Origin of the sequence: Sphingomonas sp. LR55, assembly GCF_036856015.1 — a bacterium.
In the GTDB taxonomy this organism is placed as follows: Bacteria; Pseudomonadota; Alphaproteobacteria; order Sphingomonadales; family Sphingomonadaceae; genus Sphingomonas.
In genome coordinates this window covers 3,283,928-3,299,720 of record NZ_JASPFO010000001.1, presented here as the reverse complement: position 1 = coordinate 3,299,720, position 15,793 = coordinate 3,283,928, and the positions used below count along the sequence as shown (strand labels likewise).

Below are 15,793 nucleotides of genomic sequence, written 5' to 3'. Positions count from 1 at the left end.
GAAGAAGGGCAAGATGAAGACGATCCTGATCGGCGGCGTTGCGCTGCTGGTACTGGTCGGCGGCGGCGTCGGCGCGGGCGTCTATGCGTCGAACGCCGGGCTGCTTGGCGGCGGCCATGCCGAAGTCGACGACGGCAAGCCCAAGCTGGTTCCCAAGAGCGAGCAGAAGCATGCCGGTGAGGGTGGCGAAGAGAGCGGTGGTCATGGCGGGGGCGAGGAGGCCGCGCCTGAAAACCACGGGATGAAGCCGCCCGCGGGCGAGGGCGGCGATAAATACGCGTCGACCTATTACCCGATGGAGAAGGAATTCACCTCGAATCTCCAGGACTCGGCGCACTTTGTCCAGGTCGGCATCGCGGTCGCCACGCCGTACGACGACACGGTCATCACCAACCTCAAGACCAACGACATCGCGGTCCGTTCGGCCATCCTGATGGCGCTCGGCGACACTACCGAAGAGCAGGTGATGAGCAGCGACGGCAAGCGTCAGTTGCAGGTCCGGCTGGCCAAAGCGATCAACGATACGCTCAAGCAGAAGGAAGGCTTCGGCGGCATCGGTAACGTTTACTTTACCAGTTTCGTTGTTCAGTGAGGCATGGTTAACGAGGCCTCAGCAAAGACACGCGAGCGACGCGACCGGGATCGCTCCGGCGCGCCCCAGGGCGGCGTGCTGCATCAGGGCGTGCTCGGCGGGGCCAAGCTCAATCCGTTCGGCGACCTGCATTCGTTGCAGCATCTCTCGGCGCGCTTTGCCCGCGGCCTGCGCGCCGTGTTCGAGCCTTTGCTGCGCCAGGAAGTGCGCTGCTGGGCCGAGCCTCTCGTGGTCCAGCGCTTCACCGACTACCGCGCCGAACGCAGCGATGCGCTGACCGCGTGGCTGCCGCTGATCATGACGCCGGGCATGGCGCAGGCGCTGTGCATCATGGACGGCAAATTCGTGCTCGAGATGCTCGACATGTTCTTCGGTGGCACCGGCGCTGCGCCGCACACGTTGCCGACCGAGTTCTCGCCCGCCGCCGAAGCGATGGTTGCGCGGATCGGCCAGATGATCGCCGCGCCGCTGAAGACCGCGTGGGAGCCGATGGCGCGGTTCGACTTTCAGCCGACGCGTGTCGAGGTGAACCCGGCGATGATCGCCGATCTCGACGGCGAGGACGCGATGATCGTCACGCGCTTCGGGATCGCCACGGGCGTCGCGAAGCCGGTGTTCCTCGACCTCGTCTACCCCGTCTCCGCGTTGAAGCCGCATGCGCCGTCGCTGACCGCCAAGGTCGTCGGCAAGTCGGCCGAGCCCGATCCGGCGTGGCGCACCGAGCTGACGCGCGCGGCGATGAACGTGCGCTTTCCGATCCGCTCGGTGCTCGCCGAGCCGGTCGTCAAGCTGACGATGCTGATGGACCTGAAGCCCGGCGACGTGATCCCGATCACCATCTCGGGCGACGTGCCGGTGATGGTCGGCAACAACCGGCTCGGCTGCGGCACGGTCGGCACATCGAACGGCTTCGCCGCCATCCAGCTCACCTCGATTACACGTTTCGACGAAGGATTTGCAGCATGAACGACATGACCGGAGGCTTCCCAGTCGACGCCGCCGTGGCCGCCAATTTCCGGCTGCTCCAGGATGTCGACGTCAAGCTGACCGTCGAGATCGGCTCGACCAGCCTGACGCTGCGCGAGTTGCTAGCGCTGGGCGAATCCAGCGTGATCGAGCTCGATCGCCAGGCCAACGAGTTGTTGGACGTGTTCGTCAACGGCACGCTGATCGGCCGCGGCGAAGTCGTCACGGTCGGCGAGCGCTTCGGCGTGCGGATGACCGAGCTCGTCAGCCCCGACAAGCGCGGCTGAACCCGATGCTCTGGACCTATATCCTCAAGCTCGTGATCCTGCTGCCACTGGTGTGCGGGCTGATGTTCGGCTGCCTGTACCTCTGGCGCAAGTTCGAGAGCCGGATCCCGGGCAAGCCCTCGACGCGGCTGATCGGCGTCAAGGAAACGATGATGATCTCGCCGGGCCTGCGCCTTGCGGTGATCGATTTCGAGGGCCGCCGGCTGCTCGTCTCGGTCGGACGCGGCGGCGTGCACCTGATCGACAAGGTCGACACATGAGCGCGGCTGTTCGTCCGACGGTGACGCGCAAGGGCTCGGGTCCTGCCCTGTTCGTAGCGCCGAAGCGCTCTTCGTTTTCCCGCGAACGCGGGAATCCAGGAGCCACGAACGGTGCGCTGCTTGGTCCTGGGTCCCCGCGTTCGCGGGGAAACGGGTGGGTTTGGGTCCTGCTGGCGATAGTCCTCGCGCTATTCCTAGCAATGCCCGCCTTCGCACAAGCCGTCCCTGCCCCGACCAACCCCGCCGTCGGCGACGCCGTTGATCGCGCGCTTGGCCAGCTTGGTGGTCAGGCCGCAGGCAATACCGGCCAGAGCGGCTCGCTGTCGCTGTCGCTGCAAGTCCTCATCATCATGGGGCTGCTCACGATCCTGCCGGGGATCCTGCTGATGATGACCAGCTTCACGCGGATCATCATCGTGCTCGCGATCCTGCGCCAGGCGCTGGGGCTGCAACAGACGCCGCCGAACCAGGTGCTGCTCGGGCTGTCGCTATTCCTGAGCTTCTTCATCATGGCGCCGACGATCAGCCAGATCAACACGACCGCGATCCAGCCGTATGCCGCCGGGCAGCTCGCCGGCACGCAGATGATCACGACGGCGGGCGTCCCGCTGCACGCGTTCATGGTCAAGCAGACGCGGATCAAGGACGTCACGATGTTCGCGCAGATCGCGAAATCCGGCCCCTATGCGACGCCGACCGACATCCCGTTCTCGGTACTGCTCCCCGCGTTCGTCACGTCGGAACTGAAGACCGCGTTCCAGATCGGCTTCCTGATCTTCCTGCCGTTCATCGTGATTGATCTCGTCGTCGCCACCGTCTTGATGTCCCTCGGCATGGCGATGCTCAGCCCGACGATCATCTCGATGCCATTCAAGCTGCTGCTGTTCGTGCTGGTCGACGGCTGGGCGCTGACGATGGGCAGCCTCGCCAACTCGTTCGCGACCTGAGACCATGGACGCGCAATATTTCCTGACGGTCGCCAATCAGACGATGTGGGTGCTGGCGCTCGCCAGTGCGCCGATCCTGATCCCGGCGCTGCTGGCTGGGCTGATCCTCGGGATGATCCAGGCGGCGACCTCGATCAACGAGCAGACGCTGTCGTTCGTGCCGAAACTGGTGGTGGTGGCGGTGTCGATCCTGATCTTCGGGAGCCTGATCCTCGGGCTGCTGAGCGATTTCACGATCGGGATCTTCGAGCGCATTCCGGATCTCGTGAAATGAGCGCACTTGCTGCTCCCCTTCCGCTGGCGGGAGGGGTTGGGGGAGGGTGTGCCTCACCGACCGGACGCCAGTACGTACGTCGCGCCCTCCCTAACCCCTCCCGCGAGCGGGAGGGGATTTTACAGTGCTAGGCTTCGGCCTCTCGATCGAGCCGCAGCTGTGGGCGCTCGTGTTCGTGATGATCCGCATTGGTGCGACGTTCATCGCCGCGCCGGTGTTCGGGTCCGTGTCGGTGCCGCTGACCGTGCGCGTCACCTTGTCGGGCGCGATAGGGTTCCTCGTCCTCGCGGCGCACCCGATCGTCCCGCCGCAGAACATCTTCGCGGTCACCACGATCCTCTCCGCCGCCGCCGAAGCGCTGGTCGGGCTCGCACTCGGCTTCGTCCTCCAGATCGCGTTCGCCGCGCCGATGATCGCGGCCGAAGTCATCGGAGGCGCGATGGGGCTCGGCTTCGCCTCCTCGATCGACCCTCAGAACGGCAAGTCCTCCCCTGCCCTTGGCCAGTTCTTCTCGATCATGCTGACGCTGCTGTTCCTGTCGGTCGACGGGCACCTGATCCTGATCGACCTGCTCGTGAAGAGCTATGACGTCCTCCCCGGTGCCGCCTGGATCGGCGTCGAGCGGCTAAAGGCGATCGCGTTCTTCGGTGGCTATGCGTTCCTCGCGGGGCTGCTGCTCGCGTTGCCAGTGGGTTTCCTGCTGCTCTGCCTCAACATCGTCGTCGGCATGCTGAGCCGCGCCGCGCCTTCGCTCAATCTGTTCGCAGTCGGCCTCCCCGCCAGCCTCGCGGTCGGCGTCGTCACGCTGGCGATCGCGTTCCCGACGATGGGCGATTACATGCTCGTGATCGTCCGCGAAGGCCTCGCCGCCACCGAAAACCTGGTGCTCGGCTGATGTCTGAAGACTCGGGCGAAAAAACTGAAGCACCAACCGCAAAGCGCAAGAAGGATGCGGTCGAGAAAGGCGACATCCTCAAGTCGCGCGACTTCGCCACAGCGCTCAGCATGCTCGCCGGTGTCGCCTGGCTGATCTATGCCGGCCCGACTCTGATCACCGCATGCAAGGCGATCATGAGCTCCAGCTTCCAGTTCACGCATGCGGACGTCGAGGATTTCTCGCCGTGGCGGCCGCTGATGGAAGCCGGCGGCAAGCTCGCGCCCTCGCTCATCACGCTGTTCATCGTCAGCATCGGCGCCGCGATCCTGAGCCAGGCGGGGCTCGGGTCGCTTGGGTTCAACGGCGGCCTGCTCGCACCCAAATACAGCCGTGTCGATCCAGCGGCTGGAATCAAGCGCATCTTCGGCGCGAACGGCTGGATCGAGCTCGGCAAGTCGCTGCTGAAGGTCATCCTGCTCGGCACGATCGGCGGCTGGATGCTGTGGAACGCGGCACATTCGACGATGGGCCTCGCCTCGTCCGCCGATCTCAACCAGGCGCTGTCGACGCTCGGCGGGATCTTCAAGGGGATCCTGATCGCGATGGCGTTCGGGCTGTGCGCGATCGCCGGTATCGACCTGCCGATCCAGATCATCCGCCGCCTGGGCAAGATGCGGATGTCGAAGCAGGAGGTGAAGGACGAGCACAAGTCGACCGAGGGCAATGGCGAGGCGAAGGGCCAGATGCGCGCGAAGATGCGCGCGATGGCAAGCGGTGGCCTGCGCAAATCGGTCGCCGAGGCGCATGTCGTGCTGACCAACCCGACGCATTTCGCCGTGGCGCTGCGCTATGATCGCGGCAAGGACCAGGTGCCGGTGGTGGTCGCCAAGGGGCGCGGCGCCACCGCGCTCGCGATCCGCGAACTTGCCGCAGAAGGCCGGGTACCCGTCCTCGAATATCCGATGCTGGCGCGTGCGATCTATTACACCAGCAAGGAGAATCAGGAGGTCCGCGACGACCTGTACATGGCGATCGCGACGGTGCTCGCTTTCGTATTCGGGCTGAACGCGGCGGCGGGCAGTACGGCCGGCGGGGTCCAGCCGTTCGTCACTGTACCGAAGGACGCCCGCTTCGACGAAAACGGCATGAAACAGGCCTAAACATCGCCGCCAAACGGTCGTTCTTACAGACGAGCGCGCACGTGCAGGAATTTCGCCATGGTAACATCGACCACCAGCACGACGGGGACACCGACCCCAACGTCCACCGCGTCCGCGGCACAGACCGCGATCAACACCGCGACACAGGCACTGCTGACAGGGCTCAGCGCGGGGTCGGGCGTCGACACCGGGACGCTGGTCACATCGCTGGTCGAGGCGCAGTTTGCCGCCCGCTCGGCAACGCTGAAATCCAAATCCGACACGCTTACCGCGCAGATCTCGGGCGTCGCGTCGCTCAAGAGCACGATGACCGGCTTCTCCACCGCGCTCGCCAATCTGGTGAAGGGCGGCAGCTTGCAGACCCAACCAACCAGCTCGAACGCCGCAATCCTGTCCGCCACCGCACAGTCGGGCGCGAAACTGTCGGGGCTGTCGGCCAGCGTCACCGTCACGCGCCTCGCCACCGGCCAGGTCGCGCGGACGACGAACCCCGTCGCCGCCGCCAATCGCACCGCATCGCTCGGCACCGGCGCGCTGACGCTCAACGTCGGCGGGGGCGCAAACGTCGCGATCAATATCGGCGACGGCAGCATCGACGCGATCGCGGCGGGGATCAACGCGTCGAAGAGCGGCGTCACCGCCTCGGTCGTCACCGATGCGCAGGGCGGCGCGTATCTGTCGGTCAAGGGCGCAACCGGCAGCGCCAACGCGTTCACGCTGAAGGGCGCCACCGGCAATGCGCTCGACATCGGTGGCAGTACTGCGACCAAGACCAGTCTGGTATCGACCGCACAGAACGCCAAGCTCACCGTCGACGGGATCGACGTCGAACGGCCGAGCAACACCGTCAGCGATCTGGTTTCCGGCGTAACATTGCAGTTGAGCGGCGTGTCGACCGTCCCCGTCTCGCTGACCAGCACGGCGCCGACCGATGCGCTGACGCAGGCGGTCAACGACGTCGTCACGACCTATAACGAGGTCCTGAAGACGATCACCGAGCAGACCGATCCGATCACCGGCAATCTCCGTGCCGACCCTGCCGCCAAGTCGTTGTTGAGCTCGCTGAAGGCGTTGACCTCGAAGCCACTGGTTGGCGGCGCGACCGCCGGTCTCCCGCGGACGTTGGCGGAACTCGGCGTCGCGACCAATACGGACGGCACCCTGCGCGTCGATTCCACGCTGCTCGCGAAGCAGCTCGCGGCCTATCCCGACACCATCGAATCTATGTTCGCACCGTCGGGCACCAATGCGCTCGGCCTTTCGGCGACGCTGACCGCGCTGACGACCAGCGCGACCAGCACGCTGACCGGGCTCGGCGCCTCGACCGTGCGCTATACGGCGGCGCAGTCCGATGTGACCAAACAGCAGGACAAGGTGACCGACCAGTCGGCGCAGCTGACAACACGGCTGACGCAGCAATATGCCAGCATGAACTCGCGCGTGTCGGCGTATAAATCGACGCAGACGTTTCTTACCGGCCAGATCGCCCAGTGGAACAAGAGCTCGTGACCTACGCCTCCACCCTCACGCGCGACCCGTTCGCGACCTATCGCCAGATCGACGCGGTCGGCCACACCGCAACGGCGGACGGCCCGGCGCTGGTACAGCTGCTGTACAAGGAACTGGTCGCAGCGTTGCGGGCAGCCGCCTGGGCGTGTGAAAAGCGCAAGTTCGCGGTCAAGAGCGAGCGCATCACGCGTGCCACCGCGATCCTGTTCGCGCTGGAGGCCGGCCTCGATTTTGAAAAAGGCGGCCAGATTTCTGAGACGCTGGCGCGGCTGTATGGCGGCGCGCGGAAGACGGTCATCAACGCCTCGCTCGGCCATGACCCCAAGCCGTTCCGCGATTCCGCGGACATGCTCGACGAGATCGCCCAAGCCTGGCGGACTGCCAGCGCCGCCTGAGCTTCCAATCCTCCCCCGCCAGGGGAGGATCGAGGTTAGAAGTCCTACCTCTTGAACCAGTGGCGGGCGGAGAAATACCCGATGACGCCCACCGCGATCACGAGGCAGGCCGCGGCGATCGCATCGAACGCCCACGGCTCCTCGGCATAGGGCAGCCCTTTTACGTTCATGCCGTAGAGGCCGGTGAGAAATGTCAGCGGCAGGAACACCATCGCCGCGATCGAGATGATCAGCGAGCGGTTGTCGATCTGCTCCGCGCGCAGATCGGTCAGCGTCTCGTGGACCAGCGCCGCGCGTTCGCGGATCGACTCCAGCTCCTCCGTCATCCGCGCGGCGCGATCCGCCGCCGCCGCCAGATGCAGCCGGTCGTCGTCGGCGAGCCAGTCGCCGGGCAACGCCGCCAGTTTCTCCAGCGCCGCGCGTTGCGGGCTGAGGAAGCGCTTATAGCCGATCGCCGCCACGCGGACCTTGCTGACGGTGCGGCGCAGTTCGAACACGCGGTTGGCGTCGAGCTGTTCCTCGCAATCGTCGAGCTCGTCGCCGAGCGTCGCGACGTCGGGATCGAGGTCGGCGGTGATCGCGGTCGCAAACGCGGCGATCAGATCGCCCGGATCACGGATTTCGCCGCGCTCGACCATCTTTTCGACCTCGCCGACCGCGATCAGCGGTTTGCGCGTGACCGAGAAGACTCGGCCCTTCACCGCCCAGATCCGCACCGAGGCGAGCATGTCGGAGGTATCGAGTTCCTCGTGCGACCGCCCGCGCAAATTGAGGAACGCGCCCTCGCCGACCGCTTCGCACCGCGGGCGCGTCTCGGTCGCAGTCAGTGCGTCGACGACGTAATCGAGCAGCTTGGCCTCGTCGCGCAGCCATGTCTGGGCATGCTCGGCGGTGGTCGACAGATGGACCCAGACGAGGTCGGCGGTACAGTCGAGCGCCTCCTTCACGCCAACGCGCGTCGCTTCGCCGTTGGTGATGCGGAAGCCGAAACCGCTCATCGCGCCATCTCGACCGCGACGGTGAGGCCCGTGCCCGGATCCGCCGGCATCGCAGCGCAATACCGCGCGGCGTCGGCACGCGCACGGTCGAGGATCGCCGCGGGCACGTCGGGGCCGTGGTAGACGCGGTCGGCGCTGGCGAGCGCACGCGCCTGGCGCAACGTCAAATCCTCGGGATCGTCAGACAGCAGGACGAGGGTAATCGCCACGTCACGCACCGCAGCGGGCGCGTCCGTCGGCGCCAGCCACGCATCGACGTCATGCGTCGGCGACAGTGGATCGAGCATCCCGCCCGCCCCCATCGCGGTCGCCAGCGCCCGGCGGCGCTCGCCCATGTCAGGCCAGCGCGTCCGCAACGCACCGCGTGCCGCCTGCAACGCGAGCGCAAGTTTGCCGAGATCGGCGGGCACGATCGCCTCCAGCCGCTGACGCAACGCCGCCGCCAGCCCGGCCGATACGCCGCTAGTGCCGATCGCGATCAGCACCGGTGCGCGGTCGACGATCGCCGGCAGCGTGAAGTCGCACAGCGCCGAGCGGTCGACCGCATTGACCAGGATCCCGCGCGCCTTCAGCCGCGCGACTGCCGCCAGCGCCTCGTCCTCGTCGTCGATCGCGACGATCGCTAGAGACGCCGCCGCATCCTCGCCGACCACATCGGCCCCAGCCCTATCGAGCAACCGCCGCTTCGCATCCGCCGCCTCGCCCTCGCCCAGCAGGATCACCGGGCGCCCCGCTAGCCTTACGAACAGCGGCAGGCTTTGTAGCGGGGGCAGCGGAGCGGGCGATGTCACCGCTTGAGCCATTCCGGCACGCGCTCGGCGGCCAGGATCGTCTCCGGATGAATGCGATCCGCAACCACTGCGAACCGGTCGCCGTCGACCAGCACCTCAGGCACCAGCGCGCGGCTGTTATAGGTCGACGCCATCGTCGCCCCGTATGCGCCCGCGGTCCGGAAAATCCCGAGATCGCCCGACTTCACCGCGTCGATATCGCGCCCCATTGCGAAGGTGTCGCCGGTCTCGCACACCGGCCCGGCGATGTTCGCCATCATCCGCTCGCCGCTCGGCTCGACCGCGACGAAATCGTGATACGCATCGTACATTGCGACGCGCGCGAGGTCGTTCATCGCCGCGTCGACGATGACGTACGGGTTCACGACGCCCGGCTTCACCCAGATGACCTCGGTCAGCAGCACGCCGGCATTGCCCGCAATCACGCGCCCCGGCTCGAACATCAGTTCGACATCCCAATCGGCGGTCGCGCGCGCAACCATCGCGCCATAGTCCGCCGGCGACGGCAGTACGTCGTCGGGCTTGTAAGGCACGCCGAGCCCGCCACCGAGATCGACGCGGCTGATCGTGTGACCCGCAGCGCGCAGTTCCGCGACCAGCTCGCCGATGCGCGCATAGGCGGCCTCCAACGGTGCGAGATCGGCGAGTTGGCTGCCGATGTGGATCGCCACGCCGCGCAGATCGAGCCCGTCATGCTTCGACAGCCGATCGAACATCGCCACCGCCTGATCGATCGCGACGCCGAACTTGTTCTCCTTGCGCCCGGTCGAGATTTTCGCGTGCGTGCCGGCATCGACGTCGGGGTTCACGCGCAACACCGCCGGCGCGCGTTCGCCGCGAGCATGCGCCAGCGCGGCGAGGACTTCGCCCTCCTCTTCCAGCTCGAGATTGAACTGGCCAATGCCCGCATCCAGCGCCTGCGCCAGTTCGCGGCGCGTCTTGCCAACACCCGAGAACACGATGTCCGACGCCGGGATCCCCGCCGCCAGCGCGCGCTGCATCTCGCCCGCGGAAACGACATCGGCACCATAACCCTCGTCGGCCAGCACCCGGAGCACCGCGACGTTGGGGTTCGCCTTGATCGCATAGGCCAGATGCACGCGCCCCGCAGGCTTCAGCGCATCGCGAAATACCTGCGCATGGCGGCGAAAGGTGGCGGTCGAATAGACGTAGACGGGCGTGCCGACGGCCTCGGCGATCGCCGGCAGGGCGACGTCTTCGGCGTGCATCACACCGTCACGGTAAGCGAAATGGTCCATGGATCAGGTCTTCAATTTGGCGGCGGCAGGTCGAACTCGTCGCTGCGGCGCTCGTCGGATTGGGTGAGCAGCTCGTCGCTGCGCTGCGGACGTTGCTGCGTGGTCGGCGCGAGCAGCTGCGCGGCGGTCGGCGGGGTCTTCGCACCGTAAGGCGCGACCGGGAGCGTCTTGCCCTCCGCCGGCACCAGGCCGTCCGCCGCGCCGCAGCCCGAAAGAGCCAATGCCAGTCCCGCCAATCCCAGAAGCCGTTTCATGCTATCTCTCCCCGCGCAGCGCGGATCGCCGCGCGCACATTGTCCGGCGCGGTGCCCCCGAAGCTGGTCCGGCTGGCGACCGACGCATCGACCGAGAGCACGCCGTACACGCGTTCGTCGATCCGCGCATCGATTGCCTTCAGGTCCTCGATCGGCAGCGCATCGAGCGCGACCTTGCGCTCCTCCGCCAGCTTCACCGCGCGCCCAGTCACATGATGCGCCTCGCGGAACGGCAGCCCCGCCTCACGCACCAGCCAGTCGGCGAGATCGGTCGCGGTCGCGAAGCCGCTCTCCGCCAGCCCGCGCATCCGGTCAGTGCGGAACGTCGCGCTCTCGACCATGCCGGTCATCGCCGCGATCGACAGCGCGAGCAGGTCGTGCGCCTCGAACACCGGTGGCTTGTCGTCCTGCATGTCCTTCGAATAGGCGAGCGGCAGGCCCTTCATCGTCACCATCAGCGCGGTCATGCAGCCGAGGATCCGCCCGGCATGCCCGCGCACCAGTTCGGCCGCGTCGGGGTTGCGCTTCTGCGGCATGATCGAACTGCCCGTCGACCATTGATCGCTGAGCGCGACGAACCCGAACGGCTGCGACGCCCACAGCACGAACTCCTCGGCGAGCCGCGACAAATGCAGCGAGGTCTGCGTCGCGGCGGTCAGATACTCGATCGCGAAATCGCGGTCGCTGACGCCGTCGAGCGAATTGGTCATCGGCCCGTCGAAACCGAGGGCGGCGGCGGTCATCTCGCGGTCGATCGGAAAACCCGTCCCGGCCAGCGCGGCCGAGCCGAGCGGCGACCGGTTCATTCTTGCGCGGGCATCGGCAAACCGCCCGACGTCGCGCGCGATCATTGCGTGATACGCCATCAGGTGATGCCCGAGCGTCACCGGCTGCGCGGACTGCAGGTGCGTGAAGCCCGGCATAACGCTCGCCGCATGCTCTTCCGCGCGGGTCAGCAACGCAGCCTGGAATCCGGCCAGCGCCGCCAGCGCCTGGTCGATCGCGTCACGCACCCAGAGGCGGAAGTCGGTCGCGACCTGATCGTTGCGCGAGCGCGCGGTATGGAGGCGACCCGCCACCGGCCCGATCGCATCGGCCAGCCGCGCCTCGGTCTGCATGTGGATGTCCTCGAGGACCAGATCCTCCTCGACGCCGTGCTCGGCATAATGCGCCGCGACCGCGTCGAGCCCCGCCGAGATCGTCGCCGCGTCCTCGGCTGAAACGATGCCCTGTTTGCCGAGCATCGCGACATGCGCCTTCGAGCCGGCAATATCCTGCTGCCAGAGCCGCTTGTCGAAGGGAATGGAGGCGTTTATCTCGCGCATGACCGCGGCTGGCCCCTCGGCGAACCGCCCACCCCACATCGAATTGGAACCGTCCATGGTCTTGCGTCCTGTGTTCACTTCGCGCCCAATCGTCTGTCTGGTGGGAATGGGCCTGCTGGTCGCCGGCTGCGATAGGAAATCGCCCGCGCCGGAGCAAGCGAACGTCGTCGCAGCGAACACCGTCTCCGCTGACGAGGTTACGTCCGCCCCCGCGCCCGACGAAGCCACCGGTCCTGCCACCAGCACCGAAAAGCTCGACCGCAGCCACAAGGGCGAGACCGGACCGACGGTTGCCTTCACCGCGCCCGACGGCAAATCGGTCACGCTCGCCGCGTTCAAGGGCAAGCCGCTGCTGCTCAACATGTGGGCGACCTGGTGCGCGCCGTGCGTCGCGGAGATGCCGACGCTCGACGCCGCGGCGAAGTCGCTCGCGGGCAAGGTCCAGGTGATCGCGGTCAGCCAGGACTTGCAGGGCGCGGAGAAGGTGACGCCGTTCTTCGCCGCGAAGAAGTTTTCGACGCTGAAGCCCTATCTCGACCCGAAGCTCGGTCTCAGCCTCGCCTATCAGGCGAACCTGCCGACCACGATCCTCTACGATTCGGCAGGCAAGGAAGTCTGGCGGATGACCGGCGGCTATGAATGGAACACGCCCGAGGCAGCCAAGCTGATCGCCGAGGCGTCGTAGCATTTGAAAGAGTTGGGATTTGTGCCGACCCGCCTTGGTGACGAGCCAAAGGTTGATGGCGAGCCGGCACGTGCATCCTAACGCATGATTGAGCGAAAAACGTGCAAGTCGGATAGAGAATGGTTCAAATGCGATGAGCCGAGCCTTGTCGCGGGTGTCCTTTCGAAGTGCCGCCATCGGCCACGAATGCGCAGGTGGTTGCTTGCCCGACCGTTAACCCTTTAGGGGCATGCTCGGTCTGTTATGCCGCCAGCCCGGTGAAGGGGGATGAGATGGAAGAACCCCGCATCGATCGTCTGTCGAACCGGCACCGCGACGTGCTGCGCGGCGTGGCCGCGTTGCGCAAGACCAAGCAGATCGCCGTAGAGCTCGGTATCGCGCCAGGCACCGTCGACGGCTACATCGCCGACGCGGTCCGGATTCTCGGCGCGACCGATCGCGGCGATGCGGCCCGCATGCTGGCTCGGCACGAACGTATTGATCCGCTGTCGGACCCAAGGGCGCCGGGCCCCGGACAATCCGGGGGCAATCTTCATGGGTGGCAGCTCCCGCGGCATCGATGCCACAGATCGCTCAGCCGGTTGTCGAACCGGAAGCTTTCCAAGATGCCGGTGCGGACCGGGTGGGCCAAGATGCCGGTGCACCCCAAAGGCCATCGTTCGCGGGACTGCTTCCGATCAGGCGTACAGGACAACGCAGCAACGACCTATCGGTCGCGGCCCGCTTGCTCTGGATACCGGCTATCGCAGTGATCCTCGCGGTGGGCTTCGGCATGCTCGCAAGCGGTCTCAACGTGCTCGCCGAGCTGATCGAACGGCTAGGGCACGTGTCCGGCTAATCGATCGAGAAGGCCGCCATCGGCGGATACTTGCATGGACACTCAGCTGACGCAGACCGCCACCGATATCGGCACCCTGCTGAACCGGCTCGAAGCCCAATTGACCGAGGCCTTTGCGATCTGCTCGCACCTCGCGGTTGCCACGACGACGTTCGGCGGCAGCGCCGGCGTCACGCCGCGGATCGCCCAACCCGTCGTCCAGGAACTTGGCGGCGCCATGGCGGCGATCGCTCAGGCACAGGGTCATGTGATCGCCGCGCATCGCAGCGCCGAACGGATCGGCAAGTTCGTCGGTTTCGGCGATGGCCTGCCCAAACCGGATCAGGCATTCTTCACCGGTGCGGACATCAGCCATCTCTCGATCGTCGCCGCGGCGGCCTGACCTCGAACTCGGTCGCGCCCCGTGATCCACGTCCTGGTCTATTACGCGGTTGCGCTGGCGACATGCTGGTTCGCGTTTCGCCATGGTGGGCTCCCCGAACGGATCGTTGCGGCGGCGTTCCTGCTCGCTGCGATCCTGTCGAGTCTGCTGGCGTTCACCGCGCGGCCCGCATTCCGGTCGGTCGATACCGCATTGCTATCGATCGACCTGGCGCTGCTGGCCGGATTGGTCACGGTGGCGCTGTTCGCGAACCGGTTCTGGCCGATCTGGATCAGCGCGCTGCACCTGCTCGCGATCGCGGTGCACGGCGTCCGCGCATACGACCCGGACCTTGTGCCCTGGATGTACGCCGCGGCGATCAGCAAGATCGCCTATCCGATGTTGGCTCTGTTGGTGGTCGGCACCGAGCGCCACCGCCGCCGACGATGGTCGCATGGCTGCGATCCGGACTGGTCCAGCGCGTCAAGATCGCCCTGACCGCCGAATCTACACCGACCCCGACACCGACTTCTAAATATGGATCGACGCCGATGAGCGACCCCCTTCGTTTGCGTTACCCAGCGCACCACCCCTTGCCCGACACCTTACCGCAGGAAGGTACGCCACCACAGATGCCGCTTGGTGACGCTCCCCCGGCGACACCCCCGGGTAACGGGGCTGGATCGGGTATCGAGCCGCCATCGCCGACCGAACTCGACCGCGCCCGCGCCCTGCTTCATCAGCAACGCGCCCGATCGGCCGCATTCGCGTCGGCTCGGGCGCTGTTCCAGGATCCCGCATGGGATATATTGCTCGGGCTGTTCGTCGCCTACGAAGAGGGGTCACCGCTGACGATCGACGCGGTGCAGGCCGCCACCGGGCTGTCCGAAGTGACGATCCGACGCTGGCTGCTGACACTCGAGCATCGCGGGTTGATCACGTGCTGGCCGCACACCGCCGCATGGCCGCAACGTTCGCTCGGCCTGACCGACGAAGCCCTGACGATGATGCTGCAATTCCTGCAGGAAATTTAGGAAGCGTGTCCTTTGACACGAAAACTTGCCCTCTCAGGTCAGAACATATCGTGATCTGTCAAAACCAAGTGACAAAGCTTTTGACCGATCAGCGAGAATTTTGACACCGATTTGTCCGGCGCGGTTGAGTTAGGATTACAGGCCGGTTGTGGGAAGGTCGGCATTATGCCGCCACCGTCAAAGCCGTCAGGGCCCGGTAGAGCGGGGCATGGTGGCCCTCGAAAAGCTTGGCTATTCGTGCACCGACTTGCCGGCGCTCGCCCAACGCGGTCCGATCAGATTTGAGCTTGGGCGGGCGTCCGAATCGGACTCCCTCGCCTCAGCCGTCAACATACCGAATGACGCAGATTCCATCGTTGCTTTGACCACTGGCCTCGCCACGCGGTTCGATGTCCGCCTTCGAGCGAGCACCACCTACAATTTGCTGCAACCGATCCATACCTGACAAGCCCGCAATTGAGTCCATGCTATTGGCAAGGACTGTGCGTCGATGCTCGTTGCGGGATCCGCGTCATTCCGGACCGAGATACTCCAGCAGCATCGTGATTAGTGAACGCAGCTCCCCCGGAGCTTCTCGCTCTTCGCTGCGTGTTGAATCTCATACCGGTCCGCGAGTTCGAGAACGGCTAGCATGACCGCATCCGAATGGCGCATCAGCACCACTAGCCCCGCTCCGCTCGGACCGTTCCTCCCATAGAGCCAGTTTTGCACCGTCCGCGCGTTCGCTCCCGTAAGACGGGCGATATGCTTCACTTTCGCCGGGGATGTGCCGAAATCCCGACGCAGCGCGTCGGCGATGACACTGGCGAATGACGCCACCGTGTCTGCGGCCGGATCAATGGGAAACTTGTTTCCGTCTCCCGCGCGAAGTTTTCGGTCCTTATCCGACAACGACATTCCATCCTCCCGCGAATAGAGAGACGTCAGTCGGACACGGGAGCGACACGCCCGTGACAAGCGTCAGGAAAAGCGGTGCGGGAA

Annotated in this window: 21 protein-coding genes and 1 pseudogene; 16 read left to right on the top strand and 6 right to left on the bottom strand. The window is 65.9% G+C overall.

What is annotated here, in order from left to right; genetic code table 11:
- The first annotated feature begins 13 nt into the window (after positions 1 to 13).
- The 10 genes from QP181_RS15895 to QP181_RS15850 all read left to right on the top strand — a co-directional run bounded on the left by QP181_RS15895 (position 14) and on the right by QP181_RS15850 (position 7,267).
- Positions 14 to 592 carry a flagellar basal body-associated FliL family protein gene (locus QP181_RS15895; RefSeq protein WP_333923784.1) on the top strand — a complete coding sequence of 193 codons (579 nt, stop codon included), beginning with the start codon at positions 14 to 16 and terminating at the stop codon, positions 590 to 592.
- A gap of 3 nt (positions 593 to 595) precedes the next feature.
- Positions 596 to 1,558 (top strand): flagellar motor switch protein FliM, encoded by a 963-nt coding sequence (locus QP181_RS15890; protein ID WP_333929142.1) that lies wholly within the window; start codon positions 596 to 598, stop codon positions 1,556 to 1,558.
- The gene (gene fliN, locus QP181_RS15885; protein ID WP_056054132.1) at positions 1,555 to 1,845 is read left to right on the top strand and encodes a flagellar motor switch protein FliN; all 291 of its coding nucleotides are present in this window, start codon (positions 1,555 to 1,557) and stop codon (positions 1,843 to 1,845) included. The genes QP181_RS15890 and fliN overlap by 4 nt, the downstream gene beginning before the upstream one ends.
- A gap of 5 nt (positions 1,846 to 1,850) precedes the next feature.
- Positions 1,851 to 2,105 carry a flagellar biosynthetic protein FliO gene (locus QP181_RS15880; RefSeq protein WP_333929140.1) on the top strand — a complete coding sequence of 85 codons (255 nt, stop codon included), beginning with the start codon at positions 1,851 to 1,853 and terminating at the stop codon, positions 2,103 to 2,105.
- Positions 2,106 to 2,305: 200 nt separating this feature from the next.
- Entirely contained in the window at positions 2,306 to 3,052 is a 747-nt protein-coding gene (gene fliP / locus QP181_RS15875) for a flagellar type III secretion system pore protein FliP (protein WP_333929138.1), read from the top strand.
- A gap of 4 nt (positions 3,053 to 3,056) precedes the next feature.
- A complete protein-coding gene (gene fliQ, locus QP181_RS15870; protein WP_055874447.1) occupies positions 3,057 to 3,326 on the top strand; it encodes a flagellar biosynthesis protein FliQ in 270 nt (89 codons plus the stop codon).
- A gap of 124 nt (positions 3,327 to 3,450) precedes the next feature.
- Positions 3,451 to 4,221: a flagellar biosynthetic protein FliR gene (gene fliR, locus QP181_RS15865; RefSeq protein WP_333929137.1), complete on the top strand. Its 771-nt coding sequence runs from the start codon at positions 3,451 to 3,453 to the stop codon at positions 4,219 to 4,221.
- Positions 4,221 to 5,363: a flagellar type III secretion system protein FlhB gene (gene flhB / locus QP181_RS15860; RefSeq protein WP_333929136.1), complete on the top strand. Its 1,143-nt coding sequence runs from the start codon at positions 4,221 to 4,223 to the stop codon at positions 5,361 to 5,363. The genes fliR and flhB overlap by 1 nt, the downstream gene beginning before the upstream one ends.
- Positions 5,364 to 5,420: 57 nt before the next feature.
- The gene (fliD, locus tag QP181_RS15855) at positions 5,421 to 6,872 is read left to right on the top strand and encodes a flagellar filament capping protein FliD (RefSeq protein WP_132897482.1); all 1,452 of its coding nucleotides are present in this window, start codon (positions 5,421 to 5,423) and stop codon (positions 6,870 to 6,872) included.
- Complete coding sequence (locus QP181_RS15850) at positions 6,869 to 7,267, top strand: flagellar export chaperone FliS (protein ID WP_132742489.1); 399 nt, start codon at positions 6,869 to 6,871, stop codon at positions 7,265 to 7,267. Before fliD ends, QP181_RS15850 begins: the two co-directional genes overlap by 4 nt.
- A gap of 44 nt (positions 7,268 to 7,311) precedes the next feature.
- On the opposite strand, the gene QP181_RS15845 is transcribed toward QP181_RS15850, so the two are convergent.
- Genes QP181_RS15845 through argH form a run of 5 tightly spaced genes read right to left on the bottom strand, consistent with a single transcriptional unit; the run spans position 7,312 to position 11,933 of the window.
- Positions 7,312 to 8,265 carry a zinc transporter ZntB gene (locus tag QP181_RS15845; protein WP_333929135.1) on the bottom strand — a complete coding sequence of 318 codons (954 nt, stop codon included), beginning with the start codon at positions 8,263 to 8,265 and terminating at the stop codon, positions 7,312 to 7,314.
- Positions 8,262 to 9,056, bottom strand: coding sequence for a precorrin-2 dehydrogenase/sirohydrochlorin ferrochelatase family protein (locus tag QP181_RS15840; RefSeq protein WP_333929134.1), 795 nt, complete (start codon positions 9,054 to 9,056; stop codon positions 8,262 to 8,264). The genes QP181_RS15845 and QP181_RS15840 overlap by 4 nt, the downstream gene beginning before the upstream one ends.
- The gene (gene lysA / locus QP181_RS15835) at positions 9,053 to 10,315 is read right to left on the bottom strand and encodes a diaminopimelate decarboxylase (protein WP_333929133.1); all 1,263 of its coding nucleotides are present in this window, start codon (positions 10,313 to 10,315) and stop codon (positions 9,053 to 9,055) included. The genes QP181_RS15840 and lysA overlap by 4 nt, the downstream gene beginning before the upstream one ends.
- A gap of 11 nt (positions 10,316 to 10,326) precedes the next feature.
- Entirely contained in the window at positions 10,327 to 10,569 is a 243-nt protein-coding gene (locus QP181_RS15830) for a hypothetical protein (protein ID WP_132742493.1), read from the bottom strand.
- Positions 10,566 to 11,933 carry an argininosuccinate lyase gene (argH, locus tag QP181_RS15825; RefSeq protein WP_333929658.1) on the bottom strand — a complete coding sequence of 456 codons (1,368 nt, stop codon included), beginning with the start codon at positions 11,931 to 11,933 and terminating at the stop codon, positions 10,566 to 10,568. The genes QP181_RS15830 and argH overlap by 4 nt, the downstream gene beginning before the upstream one ends.
- Positions 11,934 to 11,949: 16 nt before the next feature.
- Here argH and QP181_RS15820 point away from each other — a divergent pair, with 16 nt between their 5' ends.
- From QP181_RS15820 to QP181_RS15795, 6 genes and pseudogenes are all read left to right on the top strand, one after another.
- Complete coding sequence (locus QP181_RS15820) at positions 11,950 to 12,579, top strand: TlpA family protein disulfide reductase (RefSeq protein ID WP_333929132.1); 630 nt, start codon at positions 11,950 to 11,952, stop codon at positions 12,577 to 12,579.
- 272 nt (positions 12,580 to 12,851) lie between these two features.
- Positions 12,852 to 12,977 (top strand): annotated as a pseudogene (locus tag QP181_RS20105) (LuxR C-terminal-related transcriptional regulator); the annotation flags it as partial.
- Between the two features lie 161 nt (positions 12,978 to 13,138).
- Positions 13,139 to 13,417 (top strand): hypothetical protein, encoded by a 279-nt coding sequence (locus QP181_RS15810; RefSeq protein ID WP_333929130.1) that lies wholly within the window; start codon positions 13,139 to 13,141, stop codon positions 13,415 to 13,417.
- Positions 13,418 to 13,451: 34 nt separating this feature from the next.
- Positions 13,452 to 13,799: a hypothetical protein gene (locus QP181_RS15805; RefSeq protein ID WP_132897476.1), complete on the top strand. Its 348-nt coding sequence runs from the start codon at positions 13,452 to 13,454 to the stop codon at positions 13,797 to 13,799.
- A 21-nt stretch (positions 13,800 to 13,820) separates the two neighbouring features.
- On the top strand, positions 13,821 to 14,276 hold the full coding sequence (locus QP181_RS15800; protein ID WP_333929129.1) for a hypothetical protein: 456 nt from the start codon (positions 13,821 to 13,823) through the stop codon (positions 14,274 to 14,276).
- 53 nt (positions 14,277 to 14,329) lie between these two features.
- A complete protein-coding gene (locus QP181_RS15795; protein ID WP_333929128.1) occupies positions 14,330 to 14,812 on the top strand; it encodes a hypothetical protein in 483 nt (160 codons plus the stop codon).
- Between the two features lie 546 nt (positions 14,813 to 15,358).
- Here the strand turns inward: QP181_RS15795 and QP181_RS15790 are convergent.
- Complete coding sequence (locus QP181_RS15790; RefSeq protein WP_333929127.1) at positions 15,359 to 15,709, bottom strand: helix-turn-helix domain-containing protein; 351 nt, start codon at positions 15,707 to 15,709, stop codon at positions 15,359 to 15,361.
- Positions 15,710 to 15,793 lie beyond the last annotated feature (84 nt).